Origin of the sequence: Kamptonema formosum PCC 6407, from assembly GCF_000332155.1 — a bacterium.
In the GTDB taxonomy this organism is placed as follows: Bacteria; Cyanobacteriota; Cyanobacteriia; order Cyanobacteriales; family Microcoleaceae; genus Kamptonema; species Kamptonema formosum.
Genome location: NZ_KB235903.1, coordinates 2290734 through 2310065, shown reverse-complemented (window position 1 = coordinate 2310065; position 19332 = coordinate 2290734). Strand labels below are relative to the sequence as shown.

The following is a 19332-nucleotide window of genomic DNA, read 5'->3' as shown; positions in this document are numbered from 1 at the left end:
CATAACTTCTATACTTGAAGTTAAAATACTAGGTATAGCAACCGCCAAGACCATTAGGGCATTCTAAATTTATGGAATCGTTCGGCTGAGCGATCGCACCGAAGCTCTTACTTTTATTCTCTTTCCCTTCTTTCCCTAGCCCCTAACCCCTTCTTTCCCTTCTTTCCCTAGCCCCTAGCCCCTAGCCCCTAGCCCCTAACCGCCGAAAGCGGTTGCTATATAATTTAAAGTTTGGCTAAACCATCCAAGAATATGAACCAGTACGACTCACTCCACCTAGCAATGTTCAGCGGTAAAGGCGGAGTAGGGAAAACAACCCTTTCCTGCGGGTTTGCGCGTCGCTGGGCCAAGCTATTTCCCCACGAAAACATCCTATTAATATCCACAGATCCCGCCCATTCCTTGGGGGATGTGTTGCAGATGGAAGTTGAAGACGCACCCAAAGCGATCGCAGATTTGCCTAACTTAAGCGTGCGAGCCCTCGACTCTCAGAAAATATTGCAGGAATTTAAAGCCAAATACGGAGAAGTTTTAGAACTATTAGTAGAGCGCGGAAGCTTTGTAGAAGGAGGAGACTTAACCCCCGTTTGGGACTTGAGTTGGCCCGGTTTAGACGAACTTATGGGGTTTCTAGAAATTCAAAAGTTGCTAACAGAAAAAGCCGCCGATCGTGTAGTAGTAGATATGGCTCCCTCCGGGCACACTGTAAATCTCTTCGGCCTCAAAGACTTTCTCGATGTCATGTTAGCTTCCCTCGAATTATTTCAACAGAAACATCGCGTAGTCAGCGAAACTTTAGCAGGGCGCTACACCACTGATGAAGCGGATCGCTTTTTAACAGACATGAAATCGGAACTAGCCGAAGGTAGAAACCTACTTGAGGATACTGATTTCAGTGCTTGTAATGTAGTCGCGATCGCAGAACCCATGAGCCTCCTAGAAACACAACGCTTTCTAGATAGTTTGCACAAACTAGAAATTCCCTGCGGCGGGTTATTTGTCAACCATATTATCACAAATACTGATACAAATGCCGATCGCTACAGCGAACAACAGCAATTATTACAAAAATTCCTACAACTGCCCGGCAATCATCATATTTTTACCGTACCGCAACAAAACTCAGAACCCCTTGGTGCAGAAGCATTAGACCATTTGATAGCTCAAATAGAAAAAATTGAAACAGTAGAATTAGCCCCTCCACCAATTATCGAATGGCCGACAAAAATCCCTCCCAGTTTCAGCGATTTTATCGCCGAAGAGCGGCAATTAATCCTAGTAGGTGGTAAAGGCGGAGTTGGTAAAACAACAGTTGCCGCCGCGATGGGATGGGCGATGGCAAATCGCTATCCAGACAAAAAGATTCGGATAATTTCTATCGATCCCGCCCATTCTTTAGGAGATGCTTTTGGGCAACAATTGACACACGAACCACAACAGCTAAGCGATAATTTGAGCGCCCAAGAAATTGATGCTGAAATCGTACTCGACCAATTTCGCGAAGATTATCTGTGGGAATTAGCAGAAATGATTAGCGGCGAAAGTAGCGAAGCGGATGCCGTAAAAATGGCTTATAGTCCTGAAGCTTGGCGGCAAATTGTGGCTCAAGCATTACCAGGAATTGATGAGATGTTATCTCTTGTGGCTGTGATGAATTTATTAGATAGTAAACAAGAGGATTTAATTATTTTAGATACTGCACCGACTGGTCATTTGCTCCGTTTCTTAGAAATGCCAACAGCTTTAGGAGACTGGCTAGCTTGGATTTTTAAACTGTGGATGAAGTATCAAAATGTTTTGGGCAGAGTAGATTTGATGGGAAGATTGCGGAAATTGCGGCAGCAAGTAGTACAATCGCAAAAGAAGTTAAAAGATCCATCTCATACTGAATTTATCGGAGTTTTTCAGGCTCAAGCTGCAATTGTTGCTGAACAAGTCAGATTAGCAGAATCTCTTAAAACTATGGGCGTACAGCAGCGCTATGCGGTACATAATTGCTACCAACCTGGAGTAGATATTGATGGGGATTTATTGCCTGAGCAAACTATTATTCGCTTGCCAATGTTACCCCGTTCTGTAGCACCTATAGCGCGGATTGAAGCAGCAGCGAATTTGCTCTTTTGACCCGATACGGAACTTATGACAATCGAGATTCCGTAAAGAGTGGGTAAATACCAAATCCAGGTTTACTAGCCCCTTTATCGTCATTGCGAGCGAAGCGAAGCAATCGCAGAGACTAGGCGATTGCTTCGCTTCGCTCGCAATGACAGTATTTAACCGGATTTGGTATAAGTTCTATTTTACTTTCTCAAATACCATCAAATGCTGCTGAGGCAATAAATCCTTTGTTTCCTTCCAAACTAAACCCACCGCCGCCATTTCTTTTTTAACTTGCCTTTGAGTCATTTTGTGTAATCCTTTAATCATAACGAGCGGATTTTCACCCCGGTATTCAACTAAAACCGCACGACCTCCTGGTTTAAGACCTTTGACAATTCCTAACATCATTTCTCTAGGATATTCAAATTCGTGATAAGCATCGACCATCAGGGCTAAGTCTACACTTTCTTCCGGTAATTTAGGGTCAGCTACGGTAGTTAAAATCGTCTCGATGTTGGTAATATTTCGCTCTTTTTTTAAATCTTCGATAATATCAATCATTTCTGGTTGAATATCGGTAGCCAGCACTTTTCCTTCGGGAACTAAGGGAGCCATACGAAAACTAAAATAACCAGTACCAGCTCCAATATCCGCTATAATATCTGTCGGCTTTAACTCTAAAGCTTTGACTAATCTACTAGGTCTTTCTTCCATTCCACGAGATGGACGCTCCAACCAACTAGCTCCCTGATGTCCCATGACTTGGGCAATTTCTCGACCCATATAAAATTTGCCAATTCCGTCAGGGTTATGAAATTTTTGGTACTGATAAATGGTTGTGTTTTTTTCGCCTATTAATTGCCCTGGATTGAGAAAAACCAAACAGATAGTTGCAAAGATAATTATTAATAAAGGTTTAACAAGTTGTTGATAATTTTTGGGGTTCATGGTGATTGAATTCCTAAATATGATATTCCTGAGACTGGGTTTTACTTCCTTTTACCCAACCTACTCTTGTTATTGTTACATGACTTTTCAAAATTGGGATTATTTGAATATAAGTAGGTGGGCATAAATAAACGTAAGGTGGGCGCTCGCAGAAACTATAATAGCTACTCCTGACAAGATTTTGGCAGCGAGCGCCCACCCTACAACTTGAGATTATGTGAATATAGTTTGCTATTAAGTTACGGCAGGTTCTAACAATTTAATAGTACCAGCAACGGCATCTATTTCAACTTCTGTGCCGATAGGTAGAGTAAATATATCGCGAATATGACCAATCATTGAACCATACCACGCAGGAATATTCAAGGGACGGATGTGTTCAAATAAAACTTGTTCTAAGGTTAATGATTCCTGGGGTTGTTCTGGTTCACACTTGTTACACTGACCGAAAATAAAACCAGAAATTACATTCAAAATTCCTGCTAGCTTCAGTTGTGTTAGCATCCGGTCTATGCGATAAACTTCTTCTCCAACTTCCTCGACAAATAAGATGCTATTTTTCCAATCTGGCAGGTAATCAGAACCTACCATTGCAGCTAATACTGATAAATTACCGCCGACTAATTTACCTTGGTTTTTACCTGGAGTAATAGTTTGTACTCTAATTTGACTAGAGTTTTGCAAGGTAATTGTTTGGGGATTGAATAAAACTTGCTTGAGGGAATCTACTGTAAATTGGCTCCAAGTTGATATGCCTACGGGGCCATGAAAAGTAACAACCCCGCTTCTGGCATAAATAGCTAATAGCAAAGAAGTAATATCGCTGAATCCCATGATAATTTTAGGATGATTTCTGATTAATTGGTAGTCTAGCAATGGTAAAATGCGATTGCAGCCCCATCCACCTTGTACTGTGAGAATTGCCTGGACTGATGAATCGGCAAACATGGCATTGACATCGGCGGCGCGATCGGGATCTTTTCCTCCTAAATAACCGTAACGATCAAAAATATGCGTTCCTAATTTAACTTTTAATCCTAGTTGAGATAAAATTTGCTTAATCGGTTCGATTTCTTGAGGGTAACTGAAAGCGGCGGGATTTATCAATCCTACAGTATCGTTGATATTGAGGCGAGGCGGTTTGATAAGGGATGGTAAATAGGAGTTAGTTTGGGCGGCAGATGGTAACTGAGTAGCAATTGCAGCCAGTCCAAAATTTGCGATTAATTGGCGGCGAGATATTGACATAACGATTAAAAATTAATGTTTTAAGGAGAAGGAAGAAGGAAGAAGGAAGAGGGAAGAAGGAAGAAAAATTTAGTTATCTAGGAGAGAAGGAAGAATATTTATACGATCAGCTTTTTAGCCATTCTTATCTGATGTTTAATTAGGTGATTTACTTAATACTAAAACAAAAAATGTAGCACTTTTTAATTAGCCAGAACTTACGCACGATCGCAGTACGGCCACCCGCCAAGCAAGATGGCGGCGTTACTGAGTCCTGTTAACTGTTATAATATTTATTCAATCTGAGTTTCAGACCTGGTTGTGATTATGTTAGTTGACTTCGATCGCGCCAAATTCGTCAAGCTCTTCAGGGGTAGCGATCGCACAGGCAAGGGTGAAGCGATAGCAACCCCAAGGCTTAAAGAAGGTTTTCAATTGCTGAAACCATTGATTTTACTGCATTTTCCTTCTATCCTAGATAGAATAAAGCCTTCTTACCTCTTCCTTCTTCCTTCTTCCCTCTTCCTTCTTCCTTCCGATCGCGATCGCCCATCCCTATTTGAGCAACTGCCATTTTCCGCCTTTCCCATCCAAAGCTTAAAACTCCCTAGCTTTTTGCCCCTGCTAGCCTCATTCTGTGCCACAATCAAGCATTAATAGGGCTGGGGGTATGACATGATTGGCCAACTTGTAGATAGACGTTACCGCATTATTAAAGTCATTGGCTCAAATAGCTTGGGGAAAACTTATCTGGCGGCGGATACTCGCCGGCCAGGTTATCCCCAATGTGTCGTCAGAGAGCTCCGAATTCCCGGTAAGACTGCGGAAACGCCCCAAATTATCAAAGTCATATTTCAAAGAAAAGCAGAAATCATCGAAAAACTGGGAAAAAATGACAAAATCCCGTCATTATTAGCTTATTTTGAAGAGAATCAAAATTTATATTTAGTTGAAGAACTGATTGTCGGAGAACCTCTAACTCGCGAACTAACACCGGGTAAACCTTGGACGGAAGAACAAGCGATCGCTGTTTTGGAAGAAGTGTTAGAGATTTTAACCTTTGTACACGAGAACGGGGTCATCCACCGCAACATTCAACCCGACCATTTAATCCGGCGACAGTCTGATGGCAAGTTAGTTTTAATTGGTTTTCGGTTAGACAAAGAAATTAATCCCTTGTCTAATTCCGTACCAGTACCCGAAACCTCTGTCTCTGTCACCTCCAACTCAAATGGCGATCGCCACGCCAAATTGTCTTCCTCCCTTACCAAGCAGGAAGAGGAGAGTCCTCAGACAGAAGAGGAGGAAAGCAGGGTTATCCTTACCCAGAAAGAGAAGAAAATTACCGATACCAAGGGGGAACGACGGCGATCGGGTAGTGAAGTTTCTATTTACATACCTAACGAACAGTCCCAAGGCAACCCGCACTTTAACACTGATATTTATAGTCTGGGGATGATTGCGATCCAAGGACTAATGGGATTGTCTGTAGAAGAATTGAAAAAGCGAAAATCCGAGGTCGGTACTGATAAAATCCTCGATCGCGATTGCATCTCTTGCTCTGGGGCCCTAGCAGACATCCTCGATAAAACGATCTTACCTGTTAGCGATCGCTATCAATCTGCCGCCGAAGTATTATCTGCCCTCAAAGAGATTATTTCGCCCTCTCCAGTTTCTCCTCCACCCCAAACAATGGCTAGTCCTGCTATGAGTCAACCAGTACAGAAGCAACCCCAGAAAAATATTTACTTCGTGCTAGCTGGTATCGCAGGCGCTTTAATCCTAGCTGCAATTATAATTTACTTCTGGCAGCGCCAAGCTCCCGCCAGAGCAAAAGAGTTTTACGAACGCGCCGTTCAAAAAGCAAAGCAAGGCGATAAAGCAGGTGCGATCGCAGATTACACCCAAGCAATAGGACTCAATTCTCGCGATGCAGAGGCTTATTACAAACGGGCCAATACTCACTACGATTTAGGAGCATACCAACAAGCAATTCAGGATTACACCCAAGCAATTCAAGTCGATCCTAACAACGTTAAAGCTTACTATAACAGAGGTCTAGCCTACACTGATATCGAAGATAGACGTAGCGCCGTTCAGGATTTTACCCAAGTAATTCGGCTCAACCCCAACGATGCAGAGGCATATTACCAACGAGCTTTAGGTTATTATGAATTGGGAGATTACAAAACTGCGATTGAAGATTACACCCAAGCAATTCGCCTCAATCCTAACGATGCTAAATCTTACAGTAACCGAGGCTTAGCTCGTTCAGCCGCTGGCGATAAACAAGGCGCAATGTCAGATTTTACCCAAGCAATTGAACTTAACCCCAAACAAGCCAGCGTTTACTACAGCCGAGGTCGAGCCAGGTTTAATCTGGCAGATTATAAAGGAGCAATGGAAGATTACAGCCAAGCAATTGTATTAGACCCCAACCAAGCTGATGCCTATACCAACCGTTGCAGCGCTTATTTAAATCTGGCAACTTACGATAAAGCCATTGAAGATTGTACTCAGGCAATTGCCCTCGATCCCAAAAATGCTGAGGCTTACAATAATCGGTGCATTGCTCGTTTGAATTTAGGAGATTATCAGAAAGCCTCTGAAGATTGCAGCTTGACTATTGGGATTACTGGCAACAATCCTAAAGCTTTCAGCAATCGAGGTTTGGCTCGTTCTGCCATTGGAGATAAACAAGGAGCCATTGAAGATTTCTCTCAAGCAATTCGGCTTAATCCTAGCGACGCAGTTGCTTATAGCAATCGCGGGATTGTCTACTCGGAAATCAAAAATTATGGTTCTGCAATTGAAGATTTTGCTCAGTCAATCCGTCTGAGCCCTAATAATGCTACTGCTTATTATAGCCGGGGAATCATCCGCCGGGAACTGAAAGATCGCTTAGGAGCAAATGAAGATTTTCAGAAGGCTGCAACGCTATTTCTGGAGCAAGGTAGGGCCGATGCTTACAAAAATGCACAGGCACAAATTAGCCCATAATATTGTTAACGGTTAACGGTTAACGGTTAACTGTTAACTGTTAACGGTTAACTGATAACTGATAACTGTTAAGCCATCAATCAGTTAAATCCATTGCCGAATCCGTTGTCAAATTAGCAATTAGCAATTAGCAATTAGCAATTCCCCATTACCCATTATCCTTATTTATGAACATGATTGGTCAACTTTTGGATGGACGTTACCGTGTTGTTCAAATTCTTAGTTCAGGGGCTTTTGGACAGACTTATCTGGCGGCGGATACTCGTCGGCCCGGCCATCCTCAATGTGTGGTCAAGCAACTGCGACCTCCTAGCAATACTTCTACTATTCTTAAAACTGCTCAGCGCTTATTTAAACAAGAGGCAGAAATTTTAGAAAAGTTGGGAAAACATAATCAAATTCCATTTTTATTAGCTTACTTTGAAGAGGGAAATCAGTTTTACTTAGTTGAAGAATTTATTCCCGGTCATCCGCTAACAAAGGAAATTTTGCCCGGTCGTCCTTGGCCGGAAGAGCGAGTGTTGTCTTTGTTGGAAGAGATCTTAGAAATTTTGATTTTTGTTCACGATCAAGGTGTGATTCATCGAGATGTTAATCCCTCGAATTTAATTCGGCGTAAACCTGATAGTAAGTTAGTTTTAATTGACTTCGGATCTGTTAAAGAAGTTAGCACTCAAATTGCTAATTTTTCAGGAGAAATCCCCCGGACAATTGCGACTGGTACTCCTTCTTATATGCCGATCGAACAATTCCAAGGCAATCCTCAATTTAATAGCGATCTTTATGCAGTGGGGATGATGGCTATTCAAGCGATTACGGGTTTACCAGGTACAGATTTACCGAAATTGCAAGATCCTCATCCTTCTCATACAGGGGGTATGATTTGGCGAAATCGCGCTCAATGTTCTACAGCATTAGCGAATATTTTAGATAAAATGGTTCATCACCATTTCGGAAAGCGGTATCAGTCGGCGGCGGAGGTGTTGGCGGCGCTGAGAAAACTCAACAATCGTTCAGATGCTAGAGATGGGGAACAACAGGCTAGTTTTACTACAAAAATGGGGATGTCTGGCGGGCGATCGCTACCTCGCCTCAACTCTCGGCTATGGTTGGTGTTGTTAGGAATTGGGGCGGCGATCGCACTGGTATGTTTGCTCATTTTTTTTAACCGTCCTAATCCGGTAAAAGCTAAGGAATATTTCGATCGCGGTGTGGAAAAATCGCAGGTGGGAGATGCAGCGGGGGCGATCGCGGCTTTTAACAAGTCGATTCAGCTAAATCCACAGAGTGCCGAGGTTTTTTACAAGCGGGCAAATGCTAATTATGACTTGAAAAACTACGAAGCTGCGATCGCGGATTACACCCAAGCGATCGCTCTCGATCCTAACTATGTTAAGGCTTATTTTAACAGAGGCTTAACCCGTTTCGAGATTAAGGATCTCCGAGGGGCGATCGAAGACTATACTCAGCTCTTGAAACTCCAACCTAACGATCCTGATGCTTATTATGAGCGCGGGCTTGCTTATTTTGGCTTACAAGATTATCCAGTTGCGATTAAAGATTTTACTCAGGTAATTCGGTTACAGCCTAGTCTTGCTAAAGCTCACCATGCGCGGGGAATGGCACGGGCTGCTGGTGCTGATTTGCAGGGAGCTATGGGCGATTATACGGAAGCAATTCGTCTGGAACCTAGCAATGTTGACGCTTATTATAGTCGAGGGAGAGCTCGTTTTCATTTAGGTGATTATAAAGGTGCGTTGGCAGATTACTCTCAGGTAATTCGGATTGATTCTAAGAGCGTGGATGCTTATGCTAATCGGTGCAGTACGCAGTTAAATTTAGGAGCGCATCAGGCAGCGATTGATGATTGCACTCAGGCGATCGCACTCAATTCTCAAGATTCTGTTCCTTATAATAATCGCTGTATTGCTTATTTGAACTTGAAGGATTATCAGAAGGCAATTGACGATTGTTCTCAGGCGATCAAGGTGAATCCTAAAAATGACAGTGCTTACAGTAACCGAGGTTTAGCTCACTCTGCGGCGGGAGATCGGGAGGGCGCGGTTGCAGATTATACGGCGGCGATTGGGCTTAATCCTAATGATTATGAAGCTTATTCTAATCGAGCTAAGATTCACTACGATCTGAAAAATTATGAGGATGCTCTCGCGGATTACGTGCAAGCAATTCGCCTCAATCCTAATTTCGCGGCTGCTTATGTAGGTAGAGGAAATGTACGCCGTATTTTGGGAGATAAACCAGGGGCAATTAGTGATTTTGAAAAAGCTGGCAAACTCTATTTAGATCAAGGGCGATCCGGGGGTTATCGGGATGCACAGTTTCAGATCGAGCAGCTTAAACAAGGGAGTGATGCTAAATAATAAGTAGAAGGAAGAAAGGATGCGGTCGATCTTATGAAGTTAACTCAACAATGCAGATTGTTAATTTGGAGAATTGGTATTAAGTCGCTCCACCTAATTAAACATAAGATAAGGATAGCTAAAAAGCTGACTGTATAAACATTCTTCCTTCTCTCCTAGATAACTAAATTTTTCTTCCTTCTTCCTTCTTCCTTCTACTTATTCCTCTTTACCTTCACCTATTTGTTGCAAAAAAGGTGAAAGTTCTCGGTTAAGCTGCCCCGCTCGGACAAACTCAGCGTAGGTTTCCGCCTCGATCGCTTGCAGTTCCGATCGCACTTGACCGACGATAAAACCTTGCAGATCGGGATGTTCATCCACAAGTCGATCGATTTCCGTTTGCAAACTGGTCAATTTACCTTCTACCAGTGCCTTCTGATACCCATAAAACTCTGGATCGATGCCAGGACGGGTTTCAATTTTTTCCAGATAGTGCAGCACCCGTTGGAAAGCAGTCTGACGAGCGATCGCCTCTGCATAGTGCTCGCGTAGGGGTTGGTTGCCTAACAGGTTCAACGCTTTTAACAGTGGCTGAATGGTTAAACCCTGAAACAGCAAGGTGAACAAAACAACACCAAACACGGTGGCAATAATTTCTTCTCGTTCTGGCAAAATCACTGGCATACTTAACGCCAGTGCGATCGACACCGAACCTCGTAAGCCGCCCCACCATAGGATTGTTTGATCGGGAACGGGAATGTCTGATTTGGCAACGCGATTGCTCAAAAAGCTCAATCCATAAATTGCGATCGCCCGTGTCAAAATCATTGCGCCGATAGTAATGGCGATCGGGCCTAGATTTTCGCCCAGAATGGCAAACCGGATTTGATCGCCAATCAGCAAGAACACGATCGAGTTGACAAAAAATGACAGAAACTCCCAAAATTCGGTGACGATCGTGCGGGTTCGGGGATTCATGCCGATCCGTGACCCAAAGTTGCCCAAAATTAAGCCCGTCGTCACCACTCCAATCACGCCCGATCCGCCTAAATCTTCAGTAATCAGGTAAGTACCGTAAGCCGAAACGAGCGTTAAAGATTGTTCCACTAGGGGCAGATCGAAGCGCTGAGTCAGGTAAGAGATACCAAACCCAATCAAGCAACCAATGCCAATCCCAATGCCGACTACCTGGAAAAACTGAAGCAGAATCGGCTCGATCGCAAGTTCACTCGTTCCCAGGGAAAACGCCATTAAAAATCCGAAAGCAACTACTGCCACCCCATCATTGAATAAGCTTTCCCCTTCCATCAGAATGGACAGGCGTTTTTCCACCCCCAATTCTCGAAACAGGGCCGTCACAGAAACCGGATCGGTGGCTGATAGGCTTGCCCCCACCAGCAGCGCTGTGGTTATGGATAGCCCTGCGAGTTGGTGTAGCCCCAAGGCGACTCCGGCAATGGAGATCAACACGCCCACGATCGCAAACAGGCAAATCGGCAGCAGATCGTGTTTTAATTTTGCCCACTGCAAATTCCAGGCGGCTTCAAACAACAGCGGCGGTAGAAAAATAGACAAAATCAATCCCGGTGAAAGGTTGACTAGCCGCACGTCTACCAAGGCTAACCCTAGCCCGACAATGACTAACAGTAAGGTATAAGGAATGTGGCGAAACCAGCTAAAAATTTGCGGCAGGGTAGCCACACTTAACGAAACCGAGAGTACCAGCAGAAACTGTTTGAGATTGGCTTCAATGGCGATTTCGCTCAAGGAGGATTCAACTGCCATAGGTTCACAGAAAAGTTGTCTTCATCCTTAGTTTATTTCTTTGAGTGTATTTCTGGACGATCCCTAGATATAGCAGGGCGCAATCATCATCAGTTAATACTCATAGGACTTACGCTCATAGTCCCAGAAACCGGGTTTTTGAGAGAATTTGTGGATCAGTGCGAAGTATTTTCGTCAAAAAACCCGGTTTCTTTGGTTCGGTGCGTAAGTCCTGACTCAATACCGTTTAACGGGAATTAAACCAAAAATCCGATGAGGCAGACTCGGCACTCTGAAATTGAAAAGGAATTAAGTAAATCCTTCTTCCTTCTTCCTTCTTCCTTCTTCCTTCTACTTAAAGCTTACTCAAAAATTGCTAAAATGCCCGCCGTCATCGCCAGAAAAAAAATCCCAGCAACTCCCGCTAAAGGTTGCGCCTTTATCCCCGTAATCCATTCCGGCACGCGGCCAGTATAGGCAACGATCTTAGCCGTATCAAGACTAGCAATTACCCAAATCCAACCAGCATGAAGTCCGATCGCTAAGCCTAAATTCCCACCATCACAAATACGCGCAAAAGTCAAGACCATTCCCATCAGCCACAATCCCGGTAATTGGGTAAAAGTTTCTTGTACTTCCCAAAGTAAATGAGCGGCGGCGAAAATTAAACTCGCGATCGCACCCGCCATAAATATAGAATAATCTTGCTGAAGTAGATTTTGTAAAAAGCCTCTAAAAATTAGCTCTTCCGTCCCGCTAATCCACAATCCTAATAATAGAGTCAAAAGTAAAGAAGGCTGAAAAATAGATAATATCGGATGAATTATTTTTTCCTCGCTGCTTTGCCAGCTAATCCAGCCTAAAGCCCGTTGAATTACAAATAAAGTTGCGATACTGAGCACTCCTAAGCTGACACCCAGGCCTAAAGAAATCAAAATTTGGGGTGGGGCGACTAATCCCAAATCGGCAAAAGACCAGCCTTCAACCCAAATTCCACCCCTGATAATTAGTGGCACAATCAGGTAGAGGGAAGCGAGTAAAGGTAATTTTTTATTTTCCAAAGGTTGGGGCGGGTGCCAATTCAGGGCGATCGCGCTGGGAATAGCGATTGGCAACCACAAACCAACCCAAGCCACGAAAAAAGCCATTACCTTAACAATTGCTGGCATTGATAGCAACAAAAGCCGCAGGCTGTTTATTTGGTCAGCAATTCCCATAAATTATCTCGCTTCAGAAATAGACTGCCTTTTAAATCCAGATTAGGGTAGTGGCAGAAAGGGGCAAGAAATTGGAATAAGCCCCAGCGCGATCGCCTCCAGTCAACTCAAAAGTCTCCCCTTCCCGATTTATAACAACCTTCTTGGCAGTTAGGACGTTCTGATTTCCTGCCACCATAGATGCTGTTCCCTTCTTCCCTTCTTCCCCTAGCCCCTAGTCCCTAGCTATATCTCACTTGCTAAAATCGCAGACCCATTTCTACCACCTTTGTATTACTCCTCAGAATTTTCTTCCTCTTCCTCTTCCTCTACTTCCTCCGAATCTTCATCATTTTGACCTCGACTCTTAACAGCATCCAACTGTATCAAGTGAATGTGTTTGTAGCCCAGTTTGATTTCAAACTCGTCTCCCGGTTTTAATCCCATCGATTCAGTGTAAGTCGAACCAATCACGATTTGACCGTTTTTGTGAACGCTGACATGATAAGTCGCTTCTCGGCCGCGCCCGTCTTTTATATTTTCTGGACTTAAGGGAATTCCCCTAGCCGCCAAAACCGCGTCGTAAAAATCCGTCATGTTAACGCGGGTCGAGTCGTTTTTTGTCGTCGAGTAATATCCGCACAGCTTTGCGGTTTCTCGCCGAGGCAAGTGGGATAGTTCTTTTACTTTTTGAAGGAGAGCCCTTCCTATGAGTGGAGATGTTGCAGTTTCAGTCATGGTCTTACGAAATATCCTTCAATCCTGGTGATTGCTTAATAGACTTTTATGCTGATTGAGAGCAATATCAAAAATATATACTCAAACTTATCAGTTTTAGCAAAAATCTTTTTTTACTTCCCAGTTCGTCTATTTGGGTAAGATAAATCTGTCGCAGTTCCCTAATCCTTTAAATTTACGTGGCGCTGGAGTTGCTTGAGGGAATGGTAGATTTCAGGTAAGCGGCTATAAATAGCTGCGGCCTTGAGAAATAATTTGTGGGGAATTGCTGGAATGCCGGTCACAATAGACCCTGCGGGGACATCGCTATGAATTCCAGCTTTAGCAGTGGCGATCGCACCATCTCCTATTTTTGCTTGATTAGCAATTCCTACTTGACCCGCTAACAGCACATTATTACCAACTTTAACCCCGCCAGCCATGCCAACTTGGGCAGCTATTGCCGTATTTTGACCTACTTGGCAGCCGTGACCTATATGTACTAAATTGTCAAGTTTTGTATTGCGGCCAATCCGGGTTTCTCCCACAGCGGGACGGTCAATTGTACTATTACAACCAACTTCAACACCATCTTCTAAGACAGTACAGCCAGATTGTTCCATTTTGAACCAACCAGTCGGCGTGGGTACAAAACCAAAGCCTTCAGAACCGATCGCTGCACCAGAGTGAATTACGCAATCTGCCCCAATCTTAGTACGTTCGTGGATAGTGCAATTAGCGTGTAAAACTGTGCGATCGCCTATTTCCACTGCTGGATAAATTACCGCATTGGGATGAAGGCAAACTCCATTGCCAATTTTCACTCCTGCTTCAATAGCAACGTGAGGCCCAATGTACACATCTGTGCCAATTTCCGCAGTTGGGTGTACGATCGCCGTAGGATGAATTTCGGCAGTGGGTCGAAATGGTTGATAAAAAAGAGCGATCGCTTCCGCAAACAATAACCTGGGATCTGCTGTCGCCATCCAAGCAATTCCTCGCTGGGTAGATGCTGCTTGAAGGGTTTCATCCATTGGCAAAATCAAAGCGGAAGCACCAGTTTTGGCCACAAAAGCCGCAAATTTACCACCTTCTATATAGCTGAGGGAACCAACCTTTGCCTCATCAACTGCGGCCACACCAGTAATTTCTGGATCGGGATTCTCACCACCGATCGGGCTGTGGCTGGAAACTAAAGTAAGTTTTTGTAACAGTTCGCTAAATTTCATTGCTTAACATTACCATTTAACATAAATTGCCGACTGCCAATATCGCTTGTCTTTAAAAGGTGACTTAGCAGCTTACAGTTACAGATATTATTTAAAATTACCACTAAACCCTGCTCAGCAAATATTTCAAAATATTTAACAACTTCCAAAAATCTAGAACAATCCAGAAAAACGAGGCTGTTTAAGTTTCTTAAACAGGAATGCGGTTAAATTCTGTCATCTAGCTTCAGAATCCCACCCTTGGGGCGTAGGATATCAAGAGCTAAACACTGCTGTAGCGTTCTTCGGCCCAAGGTTCGCCCCGGTGATGGTAGCCATTACGCTCCCAGAATCCTAATTCTTCTTTGTCCAAAAACTCCAGGCCGTTAATCCATTTAGCGCTTTTCCAGGCGTAAAGGTGAGGTACTACCAGCCGCATGGGCCCACCATGATCGAGGGTTAAGGGTTCCCCAAATACCGTGTGAGCAAAGAAGTTCTCCTCTCGCAGGAAGTCTGCGATCGCAATATTCGTAGTGTAGCCGCCGTAGCTGTGCTCCATAATATGGACGGCTGTGGGATCTACTTCTACATAGGTCATAAAGTCTGTCACCTTTACCCCAGTCCACTCTACGTCTAGTTTTGACCAATGGGTGACGCAGTGGAAATCGGCAGTAAAATTACTTTGAGGCATAGCCATTAAGTCTGACCATCTGAAAGTCACTTCTTTTGCCTTTCCCCAGATTTTTAGTTGCCATTCGTCAGTGCTAATCTGGGGAGTATCGCCATAGGTCAACACCGGAAAGCCTTGTGTTAAGTGTTGACCGGGGGGGACGCGATCGCTTTGTTCTGGTTCTGGTTTATGAAAAAATTTACCCAGCATAATAATTTCTCTCTCCCTTGGCAAACAAATATTAACTTAAAATCACCCCATCAGGTAATTCTAACGAAGGATGCTCGAAATGGTTTATAATAGGTAGTTTGGGATATAACAATTTACTCACTGGGTAAAAACTATGATCCTAAATTCTCTAATTCCCCTGATACTGTTTTTGATTGCTGCCGCGATCGCATTAGGGACTGACAAGAAAACCCTTGACGGGATTCCGGGGCCTCTAGCTGCGATCGCTAGCTTAGTGTGTTTGATTTGGTTTGTTGCTCTATCTCCTTGGCCGATCAAAGTCAGTCTCGCGATCGCTGTCCTCGCTTTGGGCAAACTATTTTTATAAGATTCCATTAAAACTCTTAAGCATTAATGGACGATATAAAAAATAGATTGCCTCAAGAAAATTAGAAAAAATTCAGAATTCAGAAGTCAGCATTAAGAACAAGAATTCACTTAGTAAAAATAGTTCATGCTAACTTCTGACTTTTGACTCCTGAAACAGGTCTAAATTTTTCTCCTCTTGGCTTTCCCAACTCTTAGCTTTCTAAATCGGCAAACGATTAATATCTTTATTCGAGCCAATCACCACCATTGCCGACCCCTTTCTCAGACGTTGCGTTGGCTGGGGATTAATCTCAAACTTATTCGCATAGCTAACGGCGATCAGGTTCAAACCATAATTACGGCGGAGTTCCAAATCAGCAATCGTTTTGCCATCAAACTTTTCAGGAACAAGCATCTCCACAATACTATGATCCGGATCGAGATCGAAGCGCTCTAAAATACTTGGTTTCGTGAGAATTCGCGCCAAAGCACAACCCATTTCTCGTTCGGGAAACACCACATGATCTGCCCCCACTTTCGTTAACAGTTTCAAGTGAGTTTCCGAAGAAGCTTTTGCCACTACATGAGCAACCCCACCTTCCTTAAGATTCAGAGTTGTGGTAATACTTTCTGCTAAGTAATTCCCAATCGCCACAATCACCGTATCAAACTCAAAAATCCCAGCTTCTTTCAGAGCAGTAGGCTCAGTTGAGTCTAATTCCACAGCATGAGCCGCTATTTGATCGCTCAAAATCTGCGTTACTTTCTTTTCATCTGTATCAACACCTAGCACTTCATAGCCTAAGCCGTGCAGTGTCTCACAAACAGCGCGACCAAAACGGCCTAATCCAATCACAGCAAATTGCTTATTGTCTGTCCGCAAACTGCGGAAAAAGTTTAAAGACGACAGATTCACACTGATATTCAGCGCTTGAACTCTTACTTTTCAGGTTTCAGCAGAGAAAGCGCAGCCTCCTACGAATTTTTGCTAGCTAATACAAAATTGTCTGGGTAAAAACCCAACTTCTAGATTATCAAAAACCAGACTATCCCACCAATAAATTTTCCTCCGGGAATTTGAAATTACAGGGTTTCGGATCTCCCAAAATTGCTCCCATCAGTAGTAACACGCCGACCCTACCAATGTACATCGTCACAATCACAACCAGTTTGCTCAATAAAGAAAGTTTAGCTGTAATCCCCGTCGATAGACCAACAGTAGCAAAAGCTGACACCGCCTCAAACAATGCTGGCATAAATTCTAATTCTGGATTGGCTAACTCAATTAATATTGTAGCTGTCATCACCACTACCAGCGAGCCGAACACTACACCAACAGTTTTCAAAATCAATGCTTGAGGGATTTGGCGCTGATAGCACTGTACTTCTTCTTTACCTTCGAGAACAGCTTCAGTACAGCTAAACAATAGCCTAAAAGTTGTGGTTTTAATCCCACCACCCGTACTACCGGGACTAGCACCGATAAACATGAGTAACACTGTCAGAAATAAGGCAGGCTGAGTCATTTTGCCAATATCAATTGTATTAAACCCAGCAGTACGGGGAGTGACAGATTGAAACCAAGCCGCCATCACTTTTTGACCGAAATTGAGAGGGCCGAAAGTGGCAGGATTGTTAAATTCTAGCAATAAAAAGGCTAAGGTTCCAAAAATTAGGAGTGCGATAGTTGTGCTAGTAACCACCTTGAAATTCAGGGGGAAAATAATACAAGCATGACTTTTCGAGAGGCGATCGCGCGTCCACAGGTACATTTCCATAATTACCTGATAGCCAATCCCACCGAAGATAATTAAGATAGTAATCACAAAATTGACCAAAGGCGAGTCAACATAGCCCATCAAACTATCGGAATAGAGACTAAAACCAGCATTATTAAAGGCATTTATGCTGTGAAATACGGACGACCACAACCCCCCATAAAACCCAAATTTTGGCACAAATACTAACAGTAGCAAAAAGACTCCTGTCAATTCAAATAAAACCGTTGTTGCCAGAATTGATTTCACCAACTGCACCACGCCAGCCAATCCTGATTTATCCAGGGATTGTTGCAGGGCAACTTTGTCTTTTAAACCAAACTTGCGACCTAATAATAGCAGCAAGAAAGTAGTAGCTGTCATGTAGCCTAAACCACCGACTTGTACCAAGGCAACTAGACAAACTTGCCCCCAAAAAGAATAATATTTTCCCACATCAACAACTGACAAGCCAGTAACGCATACAGCAGAGGTTGAAGTAAACAAAGCCGTTACAGGATCGCTCCATGTCCCGTCACTGGTTGAAAAAGGCATCGCCAGCAAGATAGCACCTGCGGTAATGACAGCGAGAAAGCCAAGGCAAATAGTTCGCGAGACAGTCATTAGTAGTTACTAATTGATTGTTGGTAATTTGTCAATAGGTTTTAGTCTACACAAATAAAAGGGAAGAAATGACAAAATTTAGGAAACAGTAGACAATGGACAAGAGAAACCTTTTAATAGCTTACAACGGTGCGATGACTTCGACACTTTACCAGCAAATCCAGCAATTTTACGACGCTTCCAGCGGTCTGTGGGAACAGGTTTGGGGCGAACATATGCACCACGGCTACTATGGGCTTGAGGGTAATCTAAAAAAAGAACGCCGCCAAGCACAGATTGACTTGATTGAAGAACTCCTGATTTGGGCCTCTGTCTCCTCGGCAGCTAATATACTTGATGTTGGCTGTGGTATTGGTGGCAGTTCTCTCTATTTAGCAGAAAAGTTTAATGCTGCTGTTACTGGCATTACTTTAAGCCCTGTACAAGCAAATAGAGCGGCGGAACGAGCTCAAGTAGCAGGCCTAGAAAATCGTACTAATTTTCAGGTGGCAGATGCTTTAAATTTGCCTTTTGCTGACAATTCATTTGACTTAGTGTGGTCGCTAGAAAGTGGCGAACATATGCCCAATAAGATTAGATTTTTGCAAGAATGCTATCGCGTGCTTAAGCCTGGTGGAACTTTGATGATGGCTACTTGGTGTCACCGTCCGCTAACAGGAAATTTAGGACAGCTAACAGATAAGGAAAGAAAACAGTTAGCAGAAATTTACCGAGTGTATGCTTTACCTTACGTAATTTCGCTGCCAGAGTACGAAGCAATTGCCCAGAACTTATCTTTCACAAATATTCGGACAGCAGACTGGTCAACAGCGGTCGCACCTTTTTGGGATGTTGTGATTGATTCAACTTTTAACCCCTTGGTTATTATTAATTTGCTGCTTTCGGGTTGGTCAACTATTCAAGGTGCCCTATCTTTGGGTTTAATGCGCGATGGCTATCAGCAAGGCTTAATTAAATTTGGTTTGCTTGCCGGTAATAAGTAATCATTGTTAGTGGTTAGTTGTTAGTTGTTAGTCGAACTTAGCAACTAACAGTTAACGGTTAACAGTTAACTGTTAACTGTTAACCGTTAACAAAAAGTTGAATTATGCTGGGATGTACCCAACTTATATTCTAGCTTTTTTAATTTTTAATTTTTAATTTTTAATGGATTTCCGATCGAATCTCTCCTCGCTCTAAATCTCTCTCTCCATGATTTTATTTTTTTAGCCGGAAGGCATAGCA

Annotated in this window: 15 protein-coding genes; 5 read left to right on the top strand and 10 right to left on the bottom strand. The window is 43.3% G+C overall.

Translation table 11 applies throughout. The features are described 5' to 3' along the window. The first annotated feature begins 252 nt into the window (after window positions 1-252). Window positions 253-2124 (top strand): ArsA family ATPase, encoded by a 1872-nt coding sequence (locus OSCIL6407_RS0115055; protein ID WP_007358535.1) that lies wholly within the window; start codon window positions 253-255, stop codon window positions 2122-2124. A gap of 171 nt (window positions 2125-2295) precedes the next feature. Here the strand turns inward: OSCIL6407_RS0115055 and OSCIL6407_RS0115050 are convergent, their stop codons facing one another. Together OSCIL6407_RS0115050 and OSCIL6407_RS0115045 are read right to left on the bottom strand one after the other, a co-directional pair. Next, window positions 2296-3048, bottom strand: coding sequence for a class I SAM-dependent methyltransferase (locus OSCIL6407_RS0115050; protein ID WP_007358536.1), 753 nt, complete (start codon window positions 3046-3048; stop codon window positions 2296-2298). 234 nt (window positions 3049-3282) lie between these two features. Beyond that, the gene (locus OSCIL6407_RS0115045; protein WP_007358537.1) at window positions 3283-4296 is read right to left on the bottom strand and encodes a S66 peptidase family protein; all 1014 of its coding nucleotides are present in this window, start codon (window positions 4294-4296) and stop codon (window positions 3283-3285) included. 654 nt (window positions 4297-4950) lie between these two features. Here OSCIL6407_RS0115045 and OSCIL6407_RS0115035 point away from each other — a divergent pair. Continuing rightward, the gene (locus OSCIL6407_RS0115035; protein ID WP_007358538.1) at window positions 4951-7275 is read left to right on the top strand and encodes a tetratricopeptide repeat protein; all 2325 of its coding nucleotides are present in this window, start codon (window positions 4951-4953) and stop codon (window positions 7273-7275) included. 173 nt (window positions 7276-7448) lie between these two features. Continuing rightward, window positions 7449-9656: a serine/threonine-protein kinase gene (locus OSCIL6407_RS0115030; protein WP_007358539.1), complete on the top strand. Its 2208-nt coding sequence runs from the start codon at window positions 7449-7451 to the stop codon at window positions 9654-9656. 198 nt (window positions 9657-9854) lie between these two features. Here OSCIL6407_RS0115030 and OSCIL6407_RS0115025 read toward each other — a convergent pair whose 3' ends face one another. From OSCIL6407_RS0115025 to OSCIL6407_RS0115000, 6 genes are all read right to left on the bottom strand, one after another. Next, window positions 9855-11420, bottom strand: a complete 1566-nt coding sequence (locus tag OSCIL6407_RS0115025) for a cation:proton antiporter (protein ID WP_019487390.1) — start codon at window positions 11418-11420, stop codon at window positions 9855-9857. Window positions 11421-11761: 341 nt separating this feature from the next. Further along, a complete protein-coding gene (locus OSCIL6407_RS0115020) occupies window positions 11762-12616 on the bottom strand; it encodes a CPBP family intramembrane glutamic endopeptidase (RefSeq protein ID WP_007355400.1) in 855 nt (284 codons plus the stop codon). Window positions 12617-12647: 31 nt separating this feature from the next. Continuing rightward, window positions 12648-12794 (bottom strand): hypothetical protein, encoded by a 147-nt coding sequence (locus tag OSCIL6407_RS36255; protein WP_007355399.1) that lies wholly within the window; start codon window positions 12792-12794, stop codon window positions 12648-12650. A gap of 95 nt (window positions 12795-12889) precedes the next feature. Beyond that, entirely contained in the window at window positions 12890-13333 is a 444-nt protein-coding gene (locus OSCIL6407_RS0115010; protein ID WP_007355398.1) for an AbrB family transcriptional regulator, read from the bottom strand. Between the two features lie 161 nt (window positions 13334-13494). Continuing rightward, on the bottom strand, window positions 13495-14541 hold the full coding sequence (gene lpxD, locus OSCIL6407_RS0115005; RefSeq protein ID WP_007355397.1) for a UDP-3-O-(3-hydroxymyristoyl)glucosamine N-acyltransferase: 1047 nt from the start codon (window positions 14539-14541) through the stop codon (window positions 13495-13497). A gap of 262 nt (window positions 14542-14803) precedes the next feature. Continuing rightward, window positions 14804-15400 carry a sulfite oxidase-like oxidoreductase gene (locus OSCIL6407_RS0115000; protein WP_007355396.1) on the bottom strand — a complete coding sequence of 199 codons (597 nt, stop codon included), beginning with the start codon at window positions 15398-15400 and terminating at the stop codon, window positions 14804-14806. Between the two features lie 133 nt (window positions 15401-15533). Here OSCIL6407_RS0115000 and OSCIL6407_RS0114995 point away from each other — a divergent pair, with 133 nt between their 5' ends. After that, window positions 15534-15746 carry a hypothetical protein gene (locus tag OSCIL6407_RS0114995; protein WP_007355395.1) on the top strand — a complete coding sequence of 71 codons (213 nt, stop codon included), beginning with the start codon at window positions 15534-15536 and terminating at the stop codon, window positions 15744-15746. 201 nt (window positions 15747-15947) lie between these two features. Here the strand turns inward: OSCIL6407_RS0114995 and OSCIL6407_RS0114990 are convergent, their stop codons facing one another. Together OSCIL6407_RS0114990 and OSCIL6407_RS0114985 are read right to left on the bottom strand one after the other, a co-directional pair. Then, the gene (locus OSCIL6407_RS0114990) at window positions 15948-16643 is read right to left on the bottom strand and encodes a potassium channel family protein (protein ID WP_007355394.1); all 696 of its coding nucleotides are present in this window, start codon (window positions 16641-16643) and stop codon (window positions 15948-15950) included. A 130-nt stretch (window positions 16644-16773) separates the two neighbouring features. Further along, entirely contained in the window at window positions 16774-18108 is a 1335-nt protein-coding gene (locus OSCIL6407_RS0114985; RefSeq protein WP_007355393.1) for a TrkH family potassium uptake protein, read from the bottom strand. A gap of 134 nt (window positions 18109-18242) precedes the next feature. On the opposite strand from OSCIL6407_RS0114985, the gene OSCIL6407_RS0114980 reads away from it, so the two are divergent. Continuing rightward, complete coding sequence (locus OSCIL6407_RS0114980) at window positions 18243-19091, top strand: methyltransferase domain-containing protein (RefSeq protein WP_026103751.1); 849 nt, start codon at window positions 18243-18245, stop codon at window positions 19089-19091. Window positions 19092-19332: the final 241 nt, after the last annotated feature.